This is a genomic window from Parasphingomonas frigoris, from assembly GCF_036663815.1.
In the GTDB taxonomy this organism is placed as follows: domain Bacteria; phylum Pseudomonadota; class Alphaproteobacteria; order Sphingomonadales; family Sphingomonadaceae; genus Sphingomonas.
In genome coordinates this window covers 324,381-344,134 of sequence record NZ_JAXOJQ010000002.1, presented here as the reverse complement: position 1 = coordinate 344,134, position 19,754 = coordinate 324,381, and the positions used below count along the sequence as shown (strand labels likewise).

Genomic DNA, 19,754 nt, shown 5'->3' with positions numbered 1-19,754 from the left:
CCTCCCTGGAAGGGAGGGGCTGGGGGTGGGTTGCTCTCGATCGAACGTTGTCCTCACCCCAGACCGACCCACCCCCGACCCCTCCCTTCCAGGAAGGGGAGGGCGGTCGCGTCAGTTCAGCGCTTGAACAGCGTCTCGGCGGTCGGCTCGGCGCGCGGGGCGACGACTTCGCCATTCTCGGCGGCTTCGGCGTCGCGCGCGAGCTGGTCGCGCTGGGCGCGCAGCTCGGTGATGAGCGCTTCGCGATCGCCCTCGAGCCGCGTGTCGACCGGTGCTTCGAGGCCAGCTGCCTTGGCCGCCTTGGCGACTGCCGCATCGAGCTCACGCTGCGTCGTCAGGCCGAGCGTGACCGGATCCTTCGGCGTGATGTTGGCGATGTTCCAGTGGCTGCGGTCGCGGATCGCCGCGATCGTCGTGCGCGTCGTGCCGATCAGCAGGCCGATCGCGCCGTCGCTGATCTCGGGATGGTTGCGGATGATCCACGAAATGCCGTCGGGCTTGTCCGACCGCTTCGACACCGGCGTGTAGCGCGGCCCCTTGGTGCGGCGGACCTGCTCGGGGCCCTTGAGGATCTTGAGCGTGTACTCGGGATCGGCCTGGCCCTTGTCGATCTCGTCCTGCGTCAGTTCGTGCGCACGGATCGGGTCGCGCCCGGTCAGCTTGGTCGCGGCAGTATCGTCGGCGATCGCCTGGACCTCGAGGATGTGCAGGCCGCAAAATTCGGCGATCTGCTCGAAGCTGAGCGCGGTATTGTCGACGAGCCAGGCGGCGGTCGCGTGCGGCATGAGCGGCTGGGCCACGGGAAACTCCTCAAAAACGGAAAGGGCCGCCCCTTTCGGAGCGGCCACTTGTGCTGGGATGCAATGTAGAGCGAATGGCAGGGGAGGGCAAGCGTGGTTGCGGAGGGGTGTCAGGGTTCGGATTGGTGATCTGTGAAATAGGCAAGCGCGTCGCGGTGGGCATCGAGGATGCCGACGATCTCAACCATATTCCCAAGGTAGCGGAAATAGATGACATACGCCTTGTGCGGCGTACTTCGAACATCCGGGCCCAATTCGGGTCGCGCACTCCCTAGCGTTCCCGGGAGTGCGGCAACCTTGGAGCATCGCTCTCCCAGCCTCTTCACAAAGGCCCTGGCTACGGTCGTGCCAGCCTGCTGCGCAATGAACAAGCCTATGGCATCCAAGTGACCGAGAGCGTCATCGCTGAAGCGCAGGCGCCGGGTCACGCCTGTTGTTCACTCTCCCAAGCATCAAGGCTCCGACCGACATATCGCATCACGTCTTCGACGCTATGCGATCCGCCCCGCGCGATCGACGCTTGGATCGTTTCCCGCAACGCCTTGATCTTCGCGTCGCGCTCTTCGACAAGCCGCAAACCTTCGTTTACCACGTCGACCGCGGACGCATAGCGGCCCTCGGCGACGCTCGCCTCGACGAAGCTTTCCCAATGCGGTCCGACGGGTACGTCCATCGCACGATCTCCATAAACGATGCGCGGCAATTTACCGCATCGCCGCTAGTCGCTCAAGCCGCGATCGCCTCGGGATGCTCGACCGGCACGAGCGCGCCGAGGAACTGGCGCGCGCTGGCTTCCCAGGTGAAGGTCTGGCCATAAGCGGCGCAGGCGGCGCGATCGCGGGTGAGGGCGGTGGCGATCGCGGTGTCGAGATCGTCGTCCATCGCGCCGACGCGGGCGTTGAGCACGTCGACCGGCCCGGTCACGGGATAGGCGGCAACCGGCGTGCCGCTGGCGAGCGCCTCGATCATCACCAGCCCGAACGTATCGGTCCGGCTGGGGAAGACGAACACGTCGGCGGCGGCATAGGCCGCGGCGAGATCGGCACCGAACAAGGGGCCGAGGAAATGTGCATCGGGATAGCGCGCGGTGAGCGCGGCGCGCGCCGGACCGTCGCCGACGATCACCTTGGTGCCGGGATGCGTGGCGGTGAGGAACGCCTCGATATTTTTCTCGACCGCGACGCGGCCGACATAGAGCTGGATCGGGCCGCCGCCTTGCGCCTTCAAAGCCGCGATTGCCGGCAGCGGGGCGATGTGCGGTCCGAACGTCGCAAGATCGACGCCGCGGCCCCAATGGCGGATCTTGGTCAGGTCATGCGACTTGAGCGTTGCCGCGATCGACGGGGTCGAGGCGAGGATCGACTGGGCGGGCCAGTGGAACCAGCGAATGTAGCGCCACACCCATTCGGGGTTCACCCCGGTCCGCGCCGAGACATAATCCGGGAATTGCGTGTGATAGGCGGTGGTGAAGGGAAAGCCGCGCGTAAGGCACCAGCGCCGCGCCGCAAGGCACACCGGCCCCTCGGTCGCGAGATGGATCGCGTTCGGGGCGAAATCGGCGAGCATCTTGCCGACACTCGCGGTGCTGGCGAAGGCCAGGCGAATCTCGGGATAGGTCGGGCAGGGCATCGAATAGAACAGGTCGGGCGAGACGATCAGCAGCTCGTGGCCCTGGCGTTCGAGTTCGGCACGCACCGCCTGCAAGGTGCGCACGACCCCGTTGACCTGGGGGCTCCATGCATCGGTGGCGATCGCGATGCGCACGCCCGTCAGGCCGCCAGCTGCTCGATCGTCGCGGGCAACGCGGGCATGTCCCGCGCGGCAATCTCGTCGGCCCAATGGAGCAATTCCATTCTCCCATCAAAATGCTCGACCAGGGCGGTGCAGCCTTCGACCCAGTCGCCGTCGTTATAATATGCGATCCCGTTGATATCACGGAATTCCGCGGTGTGAATATGGCCGCACACTACTCCGTCGACACCGCGTGATCCTGCCGCCTGCGCGACGATCTCTTCGTAATTGGAGATGAATTGCACGGCATTCTTGACCTTGGCTTTGGCATGCTTCGACAGCGACCAATAGGGCAACTTGAAAAAACGGCGATAGGCGTTCAGCCAGCGGTTGAGCGCCATCATGAATTCGTAGGCGACATCCCCGACATGTGCCAGCCAGCGGTGTGCCAGCGTGATCGCGTCGAACTCGTCGCCGTGCAGCACCAACAGCTGACGGCCGTCTGCGGTTTCATGGATCGCGTTGCGGCGGATCGCGACGCCGCCGAAATCGAGCCCGCAGAACTGGCGGACGACTTCGTCATGGTTGCCGGGGATGTAGACGACATGCGCGCCGCGCTTGGCGCGCTTGAGCAGGCGCCAGACGACGTCGTTATGCGCGGCCGGCCAGTAGAACTTTTTCTTCAGCCGCCAGCCGTCGATGATGTCGCCGACGAGATAGAGCGTCTCGCTGTCGACATGGTCGAGAAAGTCGATCAGCAGATCGGCATTGCAGCCGCGCGTGCCGAGATGGATGTCGGAAATCCAGATCGTGCGATAGGTGCGGCGCTCGCAGGTGGTACGTTCGGGAATTGACGGCTGCGACTGCGCGAAGTCGGCAAAGTCGGCGATCGTCCCGCCCGACAGGCCGTTCAACGAAATCTTGGTTACAGCATCCATCGTCGACACCCCGAAGTCTTTGACTGACCTCGGGGCTATGGCCGCACTTTGTTACAATCGGAATCGTCGACCTTCACGCAACTGTCATACGGCGGCGCAAATCAGGCTGCGGCATCCTCCGCCATCACCTCGGCGATCAGGTCCTTGCGGCTGAGCTTGCCGATCATCGTCTTGGGCATGGTCAGCCGCACCACGACGTCGTCCACCCGCTCGTGGCGGCCGAGCTGCGGGTTGAGCCAGTCCCGCAACTCGGCGCCGGTTGCGGCGACATTCTCGTTGAGCGTGACATAAGCGCGTGGCTGCTCGCCGCGATAGGCGTCGGGCAGGCCGATCACCATCGCCTCCTTGACCGCGGGGTGATGGTGCAGGATCGCCTCGATCTGGCTCGGGAAGACCTTGAAGCCCGAGACCGATAGCATGTCCTTCAGCCGGTCGACGATCTTGACGAAACCGTCGGCGTCGATCGCGCCGACGTCGCCAGTGCGCAGCCAGCGACCCTCGGTGGTCGTGACGAACACGTCGTCATCGGCGTCGGGCCGGTTCCAATAGCCCTTCATGATCTGCGGCCCCATCGCGACGATCTCGCCCGGCTCGCCGGCGGGCGGCGGCTGGGTCGGATCGGCCTTGTCGACCAGGCGGAGCCGCGTGCCGGGGATCGGCTGGCCGATCGTCCCGGTCTTGCCTTCCTGCTCATACGGATTGGCCGAGAGCACGCCCGAGCTTTCGGACAGGCCATAGCCTTCGACGACCGTCGCCCCGGTCGCCGCCTCGAACTTCGCCTTGAGCTCGGCGGCGAGCGGCGCGCCGCCCGAGATGCAGATGCGCAGCGATGAGAAATCGGTCTTGGCGATGTCGGGATGGTCGAGCAGCGCCTGGTACATCGTCGGCACGCCGGGCAGCGCGGTCGCCTTCGTCCGGTTCATCGCGCCGAGCACCGCGCCCGCCTCGAAGCGCGGCAGCATCACGATGCAGCCGCCGTTGAGCACGGTGCGGTTGAGCACGCAGGTGTTGGCGAAGACGTGGAACATCGGCAGCACACCGAGGATGCGGTCGGCCTCGCCCGGATGCGGATCGATCGCCATCACCTGGCGCGCATTGGCCGACAGATTCTGGTGCGTCAGCATCGCGCCCTTGGGGGTGCCGGTGGTGCCGCCGGTATATTGGATCAGCGCGACGTCTTGGACGGGATCGATCGTCGCGGTCACGTGCTGGCCGTCATTGGCGATCAGCTGCGAGAAGGACAGGATGCGCGGGTCGTGCGGCCGCGGCGTCACTTCCTTGCGCTTGAACAGGCGATAGAGGATCGACTTGGTCGGGGGCAGCGCCCCGGCGATCGAGCCGACCACGAGCTTCTCGAGCGCGCTGGTCTCGAGCACCTTCAGCGCGGTCGGCAAGAGCGCGTTGGCCGAGAGCGTGAACAGCACGCGCGTGCCCGAATCGGCGACCTGATGCGCCAATTCGGCAACGGTGTAGAGCGGCGAGAAATTGACGACCGTCGCGCCGAGCTTGAGGATGCCGTAATAAGCCGCGAGATAATGCGGGACGTTCGGCAGGAACAGGCCGATGCGGTCGCCCGGCCCATAGCCGAGCGCCTTCAGGCCGGCGGCGACGCGGTTCGCGCCGTCGAGCGTCTCGGCGTAGCTGTAGTGCCGCCCCAGGAAATCGACCAGCGGCGCCTTGCCCGCGCGTGCTGCGGAGCGATCGAACAGGTCGACCATCGACAGCGGCGGATAGGCACTGTCCCAGGCATTGGGGTGACGGTAGGATTCGCGCCAAATGGCTTCAGGGTCGCTCATTGACATGCGTGTAAGCAAGCCGCCCGCGCGCCGCAACCCGCGAGACCCGTGTCAGGACAGATGCTTGCCCGTCCAGGTCACCAGCAACGACACGCCGACCAGACCGAGATCGACCGCAGCCTTGATCTGATGCGGGGCGGGATCGGTCGCGTCGTGCGTGAGAATCTGGATATCGGCGCTCGGATGGCGCATCGCCGCCAGCAGCGCGAGCGCTGCGACGATTCCGACCATGATCCGACGGTTGCGCAACGGCTATCCCCTTGCGGACGCACATACACTTTGTGCCGGTTCGCGGCAAGGTTCCGCGGCGGCGGCATGGTAGACGAGCGGGCGGACCCGTGCGCGATCGCGGCCCGCGCTTTTGGCATCGTACAGGGCGCGGTCGGCACAGCCGTACAGCGCCTTCCAGTCGATTTCGCGCCGCAACGGCCCGACGCAGATGCCGATGCTCGCGGTGACGGCCACGTCATAGGGCATCCGCGCCGCGCGCAGCTTATCGAGAATGTCACGCGGCTCGACCGGGCTCTCGGCGGGCAGAACGATCGCGAATTCCTCGCCACCGATTCGCGCGACGAGCGCGAAATCCGGAACAGCCGCCTGCAGCGCGCGCGCCACTGCGCGGAGAACCTCGTCGCCGCCATCATGGCCGATCGTCTCGTTGATCAGCTTGAAATGATCGAGATCGACGACCATCAGCACCTGCTCGCCTTCGCGTCCGATCGCCTCCGACAGGAAGGCGCGACGGTTGAGGAGGCCGGTGAGCGGATCGGTCTCGGCGAGAAGGCGCGCGGCGATCTCGCCTTCGCGTGCGGCGTCGCGTTCGTGGCTCAGCACGCGGACGCGATAGGCGATCGCCAGGCTCGACAGTAGCGCCTCGAATGTCATCGTCACGATCGTCGAATTGTCGAGCCAGAAGTTCCAGTGGATCATGTTCAGGCCGCTCGCCACGCGCAGGCACGCCACCACCAGCGGTGCGCCCCACGCCAGCGAGAAGAGCCAGAGATGATCGCTGCGCGTCACCCAGGCACGCCACAGCATCGGCAGGACGACGAGCAATTGTCCACCAAAGGTGAGCGTATAGAGGCGGTCGAACAGTCGAACATCGCTCGGCCCGAACAGCGCGTAGCAGAGCGTCGTGGCGAGCATCAGCGCGCTCGCCGCAGTGAAAAGCCGCCCCAGATGGCCGGCAAACACGCGCGGTTCGAAAAAGGTGCGCGCGAACTGGAGCGCTGCGACCGCGGCCAGCCCGAGCGTCAGATAGTTGGTCCGCAACCGGTCGTTGTTGGCGAGCGTCGGCCAGAGCCACGCCAGCGCGCCCGAGGAGGATAGCGCATAGCCCAGCAGCGCGAGCACCATCGCGCAATAGGCAAGCTGGAACCGGTGCCGCAGCGTGGCCCATAAGGCGAGATTGTAGATCAGCAAGGCGATGCACAGACCGGCGAAGCCGCCATAGAGCGCCGCGACGAACAGGTTCGAACGGACCGCCTGGGCGGGGGTGGCGATTCGCGCATCGCGGAGGATGCCGCGGAGATTGGCGGCACCCTCGACATGCCACAACAGCCGAACGAGCGGGGCTGGCCGCGCCGGAAGCGCCTGCGCGACGATCGCGCCGAGCTGAATGTGGCGGGTCGTGGCGCGTGCGTCGAGCCGCTGGGACAGGATCACGCCGTCGGCGTAGAGCGCATGAAGCGTCACCGAGTCCTGCCACAGGCTGGCGATGCGGATTTCGATCGCGTCGCTGCGCCGGATGGGCGCCGATCGTACCCAGAAATCGCCTGGACCAAGCGCGGTCTGCGCCGAATCGCAATCGAAGCGCGTCGTATCTTCAAGCAGCGTCTGCGGTGCCATGCCGGGCTGAGCGCGCATGACGCAGACAGCGACTAAATCCCCGACGCTCCCGACCTTCGCTGCGGCCGGGCCCGATACGCCGAATGCGGTCGCCACGAAAAACAGGAGCGCCAGAAAACGCGGGTACAGTGCCCATTGCATGACCACGCAATACGGCGCTTTTGACGAAAAGAGCGTTAACGCACGCGCTAGGACCTGCGATCTGGGTCGAGCAAGCCAACGGTACGCCGCACGGAGGGCGGGCCCGAACGATCGTTCGGACCCGCCTGCGCGTGGCTTATTCGGCCGGGGTCGCGTCCTTGTCGGCCTTGACTGCGGCACCCTTCTTCTTCGGCTTCTTCGGCGCGGCCGAGGTGATTTCGAACGACAGCGCGCCGTCCTTCATCTTCACCGTCACCTCGCCACCATGGACCAGCTTGCCGAACAGCAGTTCCTCGGCGAGCGGCTGCTTGATCTTTTCCTGGATCAAGCGGCCCATCGGGCGGGCACCGTAGAGCTTGTCATAGCCCTTGGTGGTCAGCCACGTCTTCGATTCGTCGTCCAGCTTGATGTGGACGTTGCGGTCGGCCAGCTGCAGCTCGAGCTGGAGGATGAACTTGTCGACCACGCGCGCGACCACTTCAGTCGGCAGGTAACCGAACGGCACGATCGCATCGAGACGGTTGCGGAACTCCGGCGTGAACATCTTCTGCACCGCCTGCTCATCCTCGCCCTCGCGAGTGAGGTTGCCGAAGCCGAGCGTCTCGCGCGCCATGTCGCTCGCACCCGCATTGGTCGTCATGATCAGGATGACGTTGCGGAAGTCGACCGTCTTGCCGTGCTGGTCGGTCAGACGTCCGTTGTCCATCACCTGCAGCAGGATGTTGAACAGGTCGGGATGCGCCTTCTCGATCTCGTCGAGCAGCAGCACCGAATGCGGCTGCTGATCGATCGCATCGGTCAGCAGACCGCCCTGGTCGAACCCGACATAGCCCGGGGGCGCACCGATCAGCCGCGAGACCGAGTGGCGTTCCATATATTCGGACATGTCGAACCGCTGGAGAGGTATCCCCATGATCGTCGCAAGCTGCTTGGCGACTTCTGTCTTGCCGACGCCCGTGGGGCCGGTGAACAGATAGTTGCCGATCGGCTTCTCGGGATCGCGCAGGCCGGCACGGCTGAGCTTGATCGCCGATGCGAGCTTCTCGATCGCGGCATTCTGCCCGAACACGACGCGCTTGAGATCGGTCTCGAGCGATTCGAGCGCCTTGGTGTCGTCGGTCGAGACCGACTTTGGCGGGATGCGTGCCATCGTCGCGATGACCTGCTCGATCTCGCGGCTGGTGATCGTCTTCTTGCGCTTGGCGAGCGGCACCAGCATCTGCATCGCGCCGACTTCGTCGATCACGTCGATCGCCTTGTCGGGCAGCTTGCGGTCGTTGATGTAGCGCGCGCTGAGTTCCACCGCCGACTTGATCGCGTCGGGGGTGTATTTCACCTTGTGATGCTCCTCGAACGCCGAGCGCAGGCCAGCGAGGATCTTGATCGTATCCTCGATCGTCGGCTCGTTAACGTCGATCTTCTGGAAGCGCCGCAGCAGCGCGCGGTCCTTCTCGAAGTGGTTGCGGAACTCCTTGTAGGTGGTCGAGCCGATGCAGCGGATCGTGCCGCCCGACAGCGCCGGCTTGAGCAGGTTCGACGCGTCCATCGCGCCGCCGCTGGTCGCGCCCGCACCGATCACGGTGTGGATCTCGTCGATGAACAGGATCGCGTCGGGCATCTTCTCGAGCTCGGTGACGACCGCCTTGAGGCGCTCCTCGAAGTCACCGCGATAGCGCGTGCCGGCGAGCAGTGCGCCCATGTCGAGCGAATAGATCACCGCCGGAAGCAGCACCTCGGGCACATTGCCCTCGACGATTTTCCGCGCGAGGCCTTCGGCGATCGCGGTCTTCCCGACGCCGGGATCACCCACATACAGCGGGTTGTTCTTCGAGCGACGGCACAGGATCTGCACGGTACGATCGACCTCGGGGCCGCGCCCGATCAGCGGATCGACCTTGCCCTTCTTGGCCTTCTCATTGAGATCGACGCAGAACTGCTTGAGTGCGCTCTCGCTCTTGCCCTTCTCGCCGGGCTTCTGCGGCTTTTCTTCCTCGACACCCTTGGGCGGCGAGGCGTCGGGCGTGGCACCGCCCTTGCCGACGCCGTGGCTGATGAAGCTCACCGCATCGAGCCGGCTCATGTCCTGCTGCTGCAGGAAATAGACGGCGTAGCTCTCGCGCTCGCTGAACAAGGCGACGAGCACGTTGGCGCCGGTCACTTCGTCGCGGCCCGACGACTGGACGTGGAGGATCGCGCGCTGGACGACGCGCTGGAAGCCCGAGGTGGGCGAGGGGTCGGTCGCGGCGTCGACCTTCAGCGCCTCGAGCTCGGTATCGAGATAGTGGCGGACGGTCGCGGTCAGCTCGGCAGTGTCGACACCGCACGACTGCATGACCTTCGAGGCATGTTCGTCGTCGATCAGTGCCAGCAGCAGATGTTCGAGCGTGGCATATTCGTGGCGGCGCGAGGATGCGGCTTCCAACGCCTTGTGCAGCGTGGTTTCCAGCGCGGAGGCAAAGGATGGCATGTGTACTTTACTCCTTGCGGGCTGCAGCGACAGCGCAGCCCTTTGCGCCTATGTCGGAAGGCGTATCCGCCACTGCAAGCACTTGAAAATCGTTCGCGGCCCTTCACTCCATCTTATAGCGGATGGGGGACTGTCTCGCATCAAGACTTGAACAGATTGTGAGCTTCAACGCGATGGGTGACCGCGTGTTCCATCTTCGCGGTCGTCCGGGCGATTTCGGCGTGCAGCGCGACGACGCGCGCCTCGAGCTCGCGCACCGAGAGCGGATCGAGGTCCTGCGCGAGCAGCGCCGCCAGTGGATCTCGTGCGCCTTTCGGGAGAATCTCGTCGGGGTCCATGCGCAGGATCGTTGACCCGGCGGGCGGCCATGTCAATAAGGCCCGCAGGCAAAACGGGGCATACCATCGATGGACGCAATTCCGGCAACCATGCGAGCGATCGATCCCGAGGTCGCGGGCGGTCCCGACGTGTTGCGCGTCGTGGAGCGACCCGTACCGGCATTGCGCGGCGACGAAGTGCTGATCCGCGTCGTCGCGGCGGGCGTCAACCGGCCCGACGTGCTCCAGCGCAAGGGCGGTTACGCGCCGCCGCCGGGTGCGCCGTCGATCCCCGGGCTTGAGGTGTCGGGTACTGTCGTGGCACAGGGCCTCGACGTCGATATGGACCTGATGGGCCAGCCGGTTTGCGCCTTGCTCGGCGGTGGCGGCTATGCCGAATATGTCGCGGTGGCGGCGGGGCAGGTGCTGCCAGTGCCGCACGCGCTGTCGATGATCGAGGCGGCGGCGCTGCCCGAGACGCTGTTCACCGTGTGGACCAACCTGTTCGAGCGCGCCTATGCGACCGAGGGCGACACCGTCCTCGTCCACGGCGGGACGAGCGGGATCGGCACGATGGCGATCGCGCTGGGGTCGATCTTCGGGCTGACGGTGATCGTCACCGCAGGCTCGGACGACAAATGTGCCGCGGCGCGTTCGCTCGGCGCGGCGCACGCGATCAACTACAAGACCGAGGATTTCGTCGCGCGTGTCGCCGAGATCACCGGCGGCAAGGGCTGTGCGGCAGTGCTCGACATGGTCGGCGGCGATTATCTGCCGCGCAACCTCAAGTGCCTTGCCGACGACGGGCGCCACGTCTCGATCGCGGTGCAGGGCGGGCCGACCGCGACGATCCCGATCTTCGACATCATGCGCCGACGGCTGACGCTGACCGGCTCGACGCTGCGGCCGCGCGACGCGGCATTCAAGAGCCTGGTGGCCGACGAACTGCACCGCACGGTGTGGCCGCATGTCGAGGCAGGGCGTCTGAAGCCGATCATCGACCGCAGCTTCCCGCTCGCCGAAGCCCCTGCGGCGCATGCGCGAATGGAGGCGGGCGACCATGTCGGGAAAATCGTGCTGACGATGGACTGAAGGTACGGCTTCTCAATTCCTCCCCCGCCTTCGCGGGAGAGGGTTGGGTGAGGGCCTTCTTCTGCTGCTTCCGATAAGCAGAAGACCCTCACCGACTACGACTAGGGCCACGCTGAAGAAGCGTGACCCAAGTCTCCGTAGCCTCTCCCGCGAGCGAGAGAGGGCAGGGGAGATGGCGGCTTACCCCAGCACGGTCTTCAGGTTCATGAACTCGTGCAGCCCGTACGGCCCCAGCTCGCGCCCATGACCCGACCGCTTCACGCCGCCGAACGGCGCCTCGGGTGCGCTCGCGAGCATCTTGTTGACCGCGATCATCCCGGCTTCGATGTCGCGCTCGAAGCGGGCGCGTTCCGCGGGGTCGGTAGTCCACACCGACGACCCGAGCCCGAACGGCACAGCGTTCGCCAGCGTGATCGCAGCGTCGAGATCGGCCGCCTTGAACAGCATCGCGATCGGCCCGAACAGCTCCTCGTTCGCGACCTCATGCTCGACCGGCACGTCGACGAGAATGCCCGCCGACATATAGGCACCCTTGCCCGGCAGCGCCTCGCCGCCGAACAGCAATCTCGCGCCAGCATCCTCGAACAGCTTGAGTTGGCCGAGCACCGTCTGACGTTGCTCCTCACTCGACAACGGTCCCATGTCGCTCGCCGAATCCATCGGGTCGCCCGCCACCACCGCCTGCATCCCGGCCGAGAATTTCTCGAGGAAGGCGTCATAGACGTCGGCATGGACGATCATCCGCTTGGCGCAGATGCACGACTGCCCCGTATTTTGCACCCGCGCGGTCACCGCGGCCTTGGCGGCGGCGTTGAGGTCAGCCGAGGGCATGACGATGAACGGGTCGGACCCGCCGAGTTCGAGCACGACCTTTTTCAGCGCGCGGCCGGCGGCTTCGGCGACCTTCATCCCCGCGCCTTCGCTCCCGGTCAGCGTCACCGCGACGACCCGGTCGTCGGCGATCAGCGCGGCGACCTTGTCCGACTTGATCGCCAGATTCTGGAACAGTCCGGCCGGGCCGCCCGCCGCGATCACCATCTCCTCGAGCGCGGCGGCACAGCCCTGCACGCTCGAGGCATGCTTCAGCAGCCCGACATTGCCCGCCAGGATCGTCGGCGCCATGAAGCGCACCACCTGCCAGTAGGGGAAGTTCCACGGCATCACCGCGAGCACCGGGCCCATCGGGTGCCATGTCGCGGTCGCGCCGGGGAAGCTGCGCGGCTCGAGCATCGACGCGCCTTCCTGCGCATAGTGACGGAAAGCGGCGGCGCATTTCTGCACCTCGGCGATCGCCGATTTGAGCGTCTTGCCCATCTCGCGCGTCGCGGTTTCGGCGAGGCGCTGGCTGTTGGCGTCGAACTGCTCGGCGATTCGCTCGAGCAGCGCGGTCCGCGTCGGCAGATCGGTCAGTCGCCATTCGCGGAAGGTTGCGTGCGCGCGGGCGAGCTTGGTTTCGATCTCGGCGTTGGTCAGTTCGGCGTAGGATACGCCGGGCGAACCCGTCGCGGGGTCGATGCTGGTGAACATTTCGGGAATTCCTTTTATCGGTCGGGCAACAAACGCAAAGCAGCGGCAGCGTATCCTTGACCCCAAACGCTCGCCTGCCGCATAGCTGCCAAATGGATAAATCGATCGAAGAGCTGACGTTCGAAGCGGCGCTCAAGGAACTGGAGGGGATCGTGTCGAGGCTCGAAAGTGGCGATGCGCCGCTCGACCAGGCGATCGCGCTCTACGAGCGTGGCGACAAATTGCGGCAGCGCTGCGATGAGCGGTTGACGGCGGCACAGGCGCGGATCGAAGCGATCCGCACCGACAGCGAGGGGCGTGCCGTCGGCACGCAGCCCTTTGCCGCAGGTTGATGGCATGACCGCAGCGTCCCTGTCGCTCAAGGCGGCTTTGTCCCAGGTCGGCGCCGACGTCGATCGTCGGCTCGACAAATTCCTCGCCATCCCCAACGACCCGCGCGCCGACCTGTATCGCGCGATGCGCCACGCGGCGATCGGCGGCGGCAAACGCTTGCGCCCGCTGCTCGTCTTCGCGACCGCGCGGCTGTTCGCGGTCGATCGCGATTGCGCCGGCCGCGTCGCCACCGCGATCGAATGCATCCACGTCTATTCGCTCATCCACGACGATCTGCCGGCGATGGACGATGACGATATGCGCCGCGGCAAGCCGACGGTGCACAAGGCGTTCGACGAAGCGACTGCGATCCTCGCCGGCGACTGCCTGCATGCGCTCGCCTTCGAGATCCTCGCCGATCCGGCGACGCATTCCGACCCGTTCGTGCGCAGCGAACTGGTGCTCGATCTGGCGCGCGCCGCGGGCCCGTCGGGCATGGCGGGCGGCCAGGCGATGGATCTCGAGGCCGAGAAATCGACCTTCGACCTGCCCACGGTCACGCGGCTCCAGGCGATGAAGACCGGCGCGTTGATCGCTTGTGCGGTCGAGGCGGGCGCGATCCTCGGCCGCGTGCCGCCCGAGGGCCGTACCGGCCTGCGTGGCTATGCGCGCGACATGGGGCTCGCCTTCCAGATCGCCGACGACATCCTCGATGTCGAGGGCGACGAGGCGGCGGTCGGCAAGAAGCTCGGCAAGGACGAAGGCGCGGGGAAAGAAACCTTCCTCTCGCTGCTCGGTCTCGACCGCGCCCGCGCGCAGGCGCGGATGCTCGTCGACCAGGCGATCCAGCACCTCCAGCATTTCGGCCCCGAGGCCGATCTGCTCCGTGACATCGCGCGCTTTACGCTGGAGCGCGATCGTTGAGCGAGCGCATCGGCGTCTATCCGGGTACGTTCGACCCGGTGACGCTGGGGCATATGGACATCATCCGGCGCGGCGCGACGCTGGTCGACCGGCTCGTCATCGGCGTGACGACCAATTCGTCGAAGTCGCCGATGTTCACGCTCGACGAGCGGCTCGCGATGATCGCGCGCGAGACCGCGGACATCGCCGGGACGAGCGTGGTGGCGTTCGATTCGCTGCTGATGGATTTCGCCGAGGCGCAGGGCGCGCGCACCATCCTGCGCGGCGTGCGCGGGGTCACTGATTTCGAATATGAGTATCAGCTGACCGGCATGAACCGCGCGCTCAACGACCGCGTCGAGACGGTGTTCCTGATGGCCGACGTCTCGCTCCAACCGATCGCCAGCCGCCTGGTCAAGGAAATCGCCTTCTACGGCGGCCCGATCGACCGGTTCGTCACGCCGATCGTGGCGCGCGAAGTCGCCGCCCGCGTCGAGCAGATCGGGCGCAAGGGCGCGCGGCCCTAATTCCGACGCCTTTGCCGGCCAACGTTCACATTGGCGCAAGCGGCGACATGGTCTAAGCGCGGGTTCATTCCGAGATATTTCGCGGGGAAATAATGCGTTTCGTTGCCAGCCTCCTTGTCTTTCTCCTGGCGTTCGTCGCCGGGCCCGCCTTTGCCGACAAGAAAAAGGACGAGGCGAAGAGCGCCGTCGTGACCACGGCCGGGCGTCCACCGATCCCGTCGGCGAGCGATCCCGAGAATCTCCTCTATCTCGACCTGTCGACCGGCGGCCGCGTGATCATCTGGCTGCGCCCCGATGCCGCGCCCAAGATGGTCGAGCGCGTCAAGACGCTGACCCGCCAGCATTTCTACGACAATCTGCTGTTCCACCGCGTGATCGAAGGCTTCATGGCGCAGACCGGCGACCCCAAGGGCGACGGCACCGGCGGCTCGACGCTGCCCAACGTTCCCGCCGAGTTCAACTGGCTGCCGCACGTGCGCGGCGCGGTGTCGGCGGCGCGCGAAGGCTCGGCCGAGGGTGCCACCGTCGAGCAGGTGACCGCGGCGGAGAATAGCGCGAACAGCCAGTTCTTCATCGTGTTCAATCCGAACATGAAGCTCGACCGCAAATATACCGTGTTCGGCCGCGTCATCTCCGGCATGGAATATGTCGACGCGATCACGCGCGGCGAGCCGCCGACGAACCCGTCGCGCATCGTCCACGCCTACATCGGCACCGACAATCCGCCGGCCTATGTGCCTGCCCCGCCGGCGATGCTGCCGCCAGCGACGCTCGCACCGAGCAAGCCGGCGATCAAGCCGATGCCCAAGGCCAAGCCAGCGGCCGCGCCGCGCAAGAAGGCGGCGTAACCGCGCACCGGACCGAATGCTGATAGTCACGACGGGGGGAGTGCCGTCATGAAGGTCGACCTGTTCGACTTTGTCCTGCCGCCCGAGCGGATCGCGCTGCGGCCCGCCACGCCACGCGATTCCGCGCGGATGCTGGTGGTCGCCGATGGCGCGCTGCGCGATGCGCAGGTCGGCGATCTGCCGGACGCGTTGCGCGCGGGCGATCTGCTCGTGTTCAACGATACGCGCGTCATCCCGGCGCAGCTCGAGGGGACGCGTGGCGATTCGCGGATCGGCGCGACGCTGCACAAGCGCGAGGGGCCGCGGCGGTGGCGCGCCTTCATCCGCAACGCGCGGCGCTTGCGCGACGGCGACGTGATCGATTTCGGCCAGGGCGTGACCGCGCAGGCGCGCGATCGTGGCGAGGATGGCAGCTTCGCGCTCGAATTCGGCGGCGACGAACCGGTCGAACTGCTGCTCGAGCGGGCAGGGCGGATGCCGCTGCCGCCCTACATCGCCGCACGCCGCGCCGCCGACGAGCAGGACGCCGCCGACTATCAGACGATGTTCGCCGCCGAAAAGGGCGCGGTGGCGGCACCGACCGCAGCGCTGCACTTCACGCCCGACCTGATGGCCAAGCTCGACGCGGCTGGGATCGCGCACGCGACGCTGACGCTCCACGTCGGCGCGGGCACCTTCCTCCCGGTCAAGGCCGACGATACGCTCGACCACAAGATGCACGCCGAATGGGGACGGATCGACGCCGCCACCGCCGACCGGCTCAACGCCGTACGGACAGCGGGCGGGCGCGTGATCGCGGTTGGCACGACCAGCCTGCGGCTGATCGAAAGCGCGACCGGCGAGGACGACATCATCCGCCCGTTCGAGGGCGACACCGCGATCTTCATCACCCCGGGCTATCGCTTCCGTGGGATCGACGGGCTGGTCACCAACTTCCATCTGCCACGCTCGACGCTGTTCATGCTGGTCAGTGCGTTGATGGGTACGGAGCTTATGAAAGAGGCGTACGCCCATGCCATCGAGAATGGCTACCGTTTCTATTCCTACGGGGATGCCTCGCTGTTGCTTCCGCAGTGACGATCCTTCGGGTCGTCGTGACGAGCTACCTTACCAAAGGGCATGACTTCCGGTGAGCACGTCACCGGCAGCGGCTCGCACCTCTGCCGAAACCTGATGCCACAAAGGACGAATGCGCGCCGTCTAGGCTTTCAGAGGATTGCCCCCTTCAACCCTATGCTCAACCGGCGATAGTTTTTGTCGGTACCGAACAACCGCGCGGTGCCCGTTGCAGCCTCGACCGAAAGGGTCGTCGACGCCCCGAGGCCGAGGCGAAGACCCATACCGGACGACATCAGGCGCTCGCTATCCGCGATCGACGACAACGGATCGTGATAGGTCAAGTGCCCGCCGTCGATGAAGGCGTAAGCCTCGTTGGACATCGTCGCCCAGTTCGTTTTACGACCAAGTCGCAGCGCGACTTCGCCCGAAATCGCGTAGCCGGAATCGCCAGCGACGAAGCCGTTAGCGAAGGCGCGTCCAAAGTCGCTTCCACCCAGCCCCAGCTGTTCCGTCGCAGGGAGGTTGCGCGTGCCGAACTGCGCGACGCCCTTCACACGCAGCTTGACCTGCTGCCCGACCCTGCGATGCACGATCGCCTGCGCCGTAACCCGCCGATTTTTGCGGACGGGTGTCAGATAGACAAACTCCGACGAGCGGCGGAGCGCGCCGATCGACGACGTCACGGAAATCGCGACTTCGCTTCGGCGCGTTGCCGTGCCGAAACTGGCTGTTGGCCCGATCGACCATCCGCGTGCGGTCAACAGCTCGTATCCGAAGAACTCGGTCCGCCCGACCGAATGCCGCAAATCGACGCCGATAGAGGCATTCGTCGAATAGCTCCGGACGATGGGAAGCCCGAGATTGCCCACAATCACCGTGGTGTCCGAGCCGTAATAATATTCTGCTAGTTCGGTGCGAGATCGGCCGACTGAAATACTCCACCGCGTTCCTGCCGAACCAAGGGGCGCGCTATAGGATGCTGACAGCCCGAGCAGCCTCTTTGGATATTGCGTCGCGATTACACTGGCATCGAGCTGGTCGCCGCCTTGCAGTACGCCGTAGAGCGATCCGAACAGCTGTGCCTGCACAGTGCCAACCACCTCGGAACCGCGATTATCAATCGCATAGCCGAGCCTGCCGCGGGATTGTGCACTCGTCACCACCAGCCGAACCGCGCCAGGCTGCTGGGTCTGCGAGAATTCGACGCTTGAGCGCACGCCGGCAACCTCGCGGATCAGCGAAACGTAGCGTTGCAGCGTCGAGATATGGAGCGGACGCTCGGCGGTGATGGCGGCGAGATAGCGATGTATCAGGCGCATGACCGCGGGATCGAGCGTGCCGCTGACGGTCGCATCTGCGACATGACCTTCCATAACGGCAATCTCGACGATGCCGCACTGTCGGGCCGCGCGAGGCGACACATCGTAAAGCGCGATGTCGCTGTGCTCATATGCGGCGGCAATCGACTTTGCGATCGCTTTGTGCGCGGTCTTTGTATCAGGCTGGCCGATCTGCGCGGCATAAGCGGTCGCAAGCGTGTTCGATTCTAGCGTCGATCCAATGACCTGCACGCTGCGGATCGGAGGCGCCTGCCCGTCGGTGCAGGCCGCGTGTGCTCTTCCGCCTGCAAACAAGCCTGTCACGCTGCCAGCTATCAGGAGAGGCCTTACCAGTCGAATCATCGCGGGGCGTCGGAGGTACGGGCGCGCGCTGCTTCCACAACAACTCTCCGGAAAGTGCAGCCCGCCAGGCGCAGCGGCGATCTGGCGGGCCGCAGTGCTTAAATTATTTGCCCCGGCTCAAGATCGGTGCCTGCCGCGGGTTGGGTAGCGAGATCGAGAGTGCGGACCCCTGTCCGCCAGGCCCGTCGACGCCGAGCAGCCGCGCAGTATTCAGAACGCTGACCGACAGCATCGATCCGTAGTGATCAGGTCCGCCAGACAGTGCGCCGAGACCGATCAATGCCTGACCTTGGTTTGGCACCGAAACGACAGGAACGTTCTGCTGCGTGCCGTTGCCGACAAGTACGACCACAGGAGACGACGGAACGCTAATGCTCGGCGAAGTGGTTTGTGCAGAGACAGCAGTGCCTCCTGCCAGGAGAGCCAGCGCCAAGCTTGAGGTCATCAGACGTTTTTGAAGGTTCATTTCATCACTCCAATTTCCACCGATACATTCGGTGTTGGTACGTGTACGATCGACATAATAAAAAACATCGCAAATTGATGACTAACAGCGATTTTACGTAAGCTTCATTGTGTTTTCAGAAGTTACATATTTTATGTAATTTAACATACTAGACAATTTAGAATTATCTCGGGATTATGCAGCGTATAGTTTGTATCTGTATTCATGACATACAATGGGTGTTTCATGGCGATCGTGAGCTTTAAATACGGATTCGTATTTATAAAAACTACAAAGACTGCGGGTACCTCCTTGGAAGTACATCTTGCACGCCACTGCGATGAAGGTGATATCGTCACGCCGATATTGCCGTCAGTGGATGGGCATGTTCCTAGAAATTACTCTCTGCCAGGGGGGGCAAAGCTGTATAACCATATTTCCGCTGCCGAAATAAGCGCTTCCACAGGGAAGCTGCTTGACGGATTTTTTCGTTTCTGTTTCGATCGCCACCCCGTAGATAAATGCCTGTCGCACTTCGGGATGCTTACGAACTCGCCGCACCACCGCTCCTCCGACGCTCCGAAAAGCTGGTCTGAATATCTCGATCGCGGCAGTTTTCCCGTCGATGCTGAAAAGTATGTAGGGTCGGATGGCCGTCTGCTGGTCGATCGGGTATTCCGCTACGAACAGATTGACGAAGCGCTTCGCGAGATCGCGATGATCGTACGAATCCCGTACGCTCCGCTCACCGTGCGCGCCAAAAGCGGATTTCGGTCAGGCGTACCGAGCGTCTCGTCGGTTTTGGCTGATCCGTCAGCCAGGAAGCGGATCTTCGATGCTTTTCAGCCGACGCTTCAGTTTACAGGCTATTGATCGCCCGGCGTGCCGACGTTCTGGGCGAGATCCGATCCCTTCAGAGCACCATGCGCATGGATCGCCACTCGCGCCGCTGCGGCCCGCCAGTCGAGAACGGGCTGTCCAGGTGTTTGCTCCCAGGGCATGGCGATACCGTTCGATTTTGAGTCGAGCTGGATCTTCAGTCATTTGCATACGGCCTATTCGTAGGCCTGGCCGCGTCTCAACTCGACAGTTGCTGATCGAGCTTGGCGCCGTGTGTGAATATCGCACTGCTGAGGACATCATAGCAGGCGCCGAGAGAGGTCGATTTCGACTTTGCACAAGTCGTTGTGCTGGGGGTGGTGGCAGGCGGTGTCCTGCGAATGTATTGGACCAGCTTGCTTTCAAAAGGCAACGCGGTGTTTCGCAAAGACACGCAGTTTGGATGTCGAGGGGCGGTAGGTGAAATGTCGCTCTAAGCTCA

Annotated in this window: 20 protein-coding genes; 7 read left to right on the top strand and 13 right to left on the bottom strand. The window is 64.7% G+C overall.

Translation table 11 applies throughout. The annotated features are described in order from the left end of the window. Positions 1-116: 116 nt before the first annotated feature. From U1872_RS06985 to U1872_RS06940, 10 genes are all read right to left on the bottom strand, one after another. Positions 117-800 carry a DUF1013 domain-containing protein gene (locus tag U1872_RS06985; RefSeq protein WP_133190267.1) on the bottom strand — a complete coding sequence of 228 codons (684 nt, stop codon included), beginning with the start codon at positions 798-800 and terminating at the stop codon, positions 117-119. A 110-nt stretch (positions 801-910) separates the two neighbouring features. After that, the gene (locus tag U1872_RS06980; protein ID WP_332792166.1) at positions 911-1,228 is read right to left on the bottom strand and encodes a type II toxin-antitoxin system RelE/ParE family toxin; all 318 of its coding nucleotides are present in this window, start codon (positions 1,226-1,228) and stop codon (positions 911-913) included. Beyond that, entirely contained in the window at positions 1,225-1,473 is a 249-nt protein-coding gene (locus tag U1872_RS06975; RefSeq protein WP_332792165.1) for a type II toxin-antitoxin system ParD family antitoxin, read from the bottom strand. Before U1872_RS06975 ends, U1872_RS06980 begins: the two co-directional genes overlap by 4 nt. Before the next feature lie 53 nt (positions 1,474-1,526). Next, complete coding sequence (locus tag U1872_RS06970) at positions 1,527-2,564, bottom strand: glycosyltransferase family 4 protein (protein ID WP_332792164.1); 1,038 nt, start codon at positions 2,562-2,564, stop codon at positions 1,527-1,529. 5 nt (positions 2,565-2,569) lie between these two features. Beyond that, complete coding sequence (locus U1872_RS06965; protein WP_332792163.1) at positions 2,570-3,469, bottom strand: UDP-2,3-diacylglucosamine diphosphatase; 900 nt, start codon at positions 3,467-3,469, stop codon at positions 2,570-2,572. A 101-nt stretch (positions 3,470-3,570) separates the two neighbouring features. Then, a complete protein-coding gene (locus U1872_RS06960; protein WP_332792162.1) occupies positions 3,571-5,265 on the bottom strand; it encodes an AMP-binding protein in 1,695 nt (564 codons plus the stop codon). Between the two features lie 51 nt (positions 5,266-5,316). Next, complete coding sequence (locus U1872_RS06955) at positions 5,317-5,514, bottom strand: hypothetical protein (protein WP_332792161.1); 198 nt, start codon at positions 5,512-5,514, stop codon at positions 5,317-5,319. Between the two features lie 3 nt (positions 5,515-5,517). After that, positions 5,518-7,131 carry a GGDEF domain-containing protein gene (locus tag U1872_RS06950; RefSeq protein WP_332792160.1) on the bottom strand — a complete coding sequence of 538 codons (1,614 nt, stop codon included), beginning with the start codon at positions 7,129-7,131 and terminating at the stop codon, positions 5,518-5,520. Positions 7,132-7,390: 259 nt separating this feature from the next. Next, positions 7,391-9,721, bottom strand: coding sequence for an ATP-dependent Clp protease ATP-binding subunit ClpA (gene clpA, locus U1872_RS06945; RefSeq protein ID WP_332792159.1), 2,331 nt, complete (start codon positions 9,719-9,721; stop codon positions 7,391-7,393). Between the two features lie 140 nt (positions 9,722-9,861). Beyond that, positions 9,862-10,059 carry a DUF1192 family protein gene (locus U1872_RS06940; protein ID WP_332792158.1) on the bottom strand — a complete coding sequence of 66 codons (198 nt, stop codon included), beginning with the start codon at positions 10,057-10,059 and terminating at the stop codon, positions 9,862-9,864. A 69-nt stretch (positions 10,060-10,128) separates the two neighbouring features. Here U1872_RS06940 and U1872_RS06935 point away from each other — a divergent pair, with 69 nt between their 5' ends. Then, the gene (locus U1872_RS06935) at positions 10,129-11,130 is read left to right on the top strand and encodes an NAD(P)H-quinone oxidoreductase (RefSeq protein ID WP_332792157.1); all 1,002 of its coding nucleotides are present in this window, start codon (positions 10,129-10,131) and stop codon (positions 11,128-11,130) included. A 180-nt stretch (positions 11,131-11,310) separates the two neighbouring features. Here the strand turns inward: U1872_RS06935 and U1872_RS06930 are convergent, their stop codons facing one another. Next, the gene (locus U1872_RS06930) at positions 11,311-12,657 is read right to left on the bottom strand and encodes an NAD-dependent succinate-semialdehyde dehydrogenase (protein WP_332792156.1); all 1,347 of its coding nucleotides are present in this window, start codon (positions 12,655-12,657) and stop codon (positions 11,311-11,313) included. 92 nt (positions 12,658-12,749) lie between these two features. On the opposite strand from U1872_RS06930, the gene U1872_RS06925 reads away from it, so the two are divergent. From U1872_RS06925 to queA, 5 genes are all read left to right on the top strand, one after another. Beyond that, positions 12,750-12,989, top strand: a complete 240-nt coding sequence (locus tag U1872_RS06925) for an exodeoxyribonuclease VII small subunit (protein WP_332792155.1) — start codon at positions 12,750-12,752, stop codon at positions 12,987-12,989. 4 nt (positions 12,990-12,993) lie between these two features. Then, positions 12,994-13,893 carry a polyprenyl synthetase family protein gene (locus U1872_RS06920; RefSeq protein ID WP_332792154.1) on the top strand — a complete coding sequence of 300 codons (900 nt, stop codon included), beginning with the start codon at positions 12,994-12,996 and terminating at the stop codon, positions 13,891-13,893. Beyond that, the gene (gene coaD, locus U1872_RS06915; RefSeq protein ID WP_332792153.1) at positions 13,890-14,399 is read left to right on the top strand and encodes a pantetheine-phosphate adenylyltransferase; all 510 of its coding nucleotides are present in this window, start codon (positions 13,890-13,892) and stop codon (positions 14,397-14,399) included. The genes U1872_RS06920 and coaD overlap by 4 nt, the downstream gene beginning before the upstream one ends. A gap of 92 nt (positions 14,400-14,491) precedes the next feature. Then, the gene (locus U1872_RS06910; RefSeq protein ID WP_332792152.1) at positions 14,492-15,247 is read left to right on the top strand and encodes a peptidylprolyl isomerase; all 756 of its coding nucleotides are present in this window, start codon (positions 14,492-14,494) and stop codon (positions 15,245-15,247) included. Between the two features lie 48 nt (positions 15,248-15,295). Next, entirely contained in the window at positions 15,296-16,324 is a 1,029-nt protein-coding gene (gene queA / locus U1872_RS06905) for a tRNA preQ1(34) S-adenosylmethionine ribosyltransferase-isomerase QueA (protein WP_332792151.1), read from the top strand. Between the two features lie 131 nt (positions 16,325-16,455). On the opposite strand, the gene U1872_RS06900 is transcribed toward queA, so the two are convergent. Both U1872_RS06900 and U1872_RS06895 read right to left on the bottom strand, forming a co-directional pair. Further along, a complete protein-coding gene (locus U1872_RS06900; RefSeq protein WP_332792150.1) occupies positions 16,456-17,949 on the bottom strand; it encodes a ShlB/FhaC/HecB family hemolysin secretion/activation protein in 1,494 nt (497 codons plus the stop codon). 142 nt (positions 17,950-18,091) lie between these two features. Continuing rightward, positions 18,092-18,454, bottom strand: coding sequence for a hypothetical protein (locus U1872_RS06895; RefSeq protein ID WP_332792149.1), 363 nt, complete (start codon positions 18,452-18,454; stop codon positions 18,092-18,094). Between the two features lie 225 nt (positions 18,455-18,679). Between U1872_RS06895 and U1872_RS06890 the strand changes: the two genes are divergently transcribed. Further along, positions 18,680-19,306, top strand: a complete 627-nt coding sequence (locus U1872_RS06890) for a hypothetical protein (protein ID WP_332792148.1) — start codon at positions 18,680-18,682, stop codon at positions 19,304-19,306. The last annotated feature ends 448 nt before the right edge of the window (positions 19,307-19,754 follow it).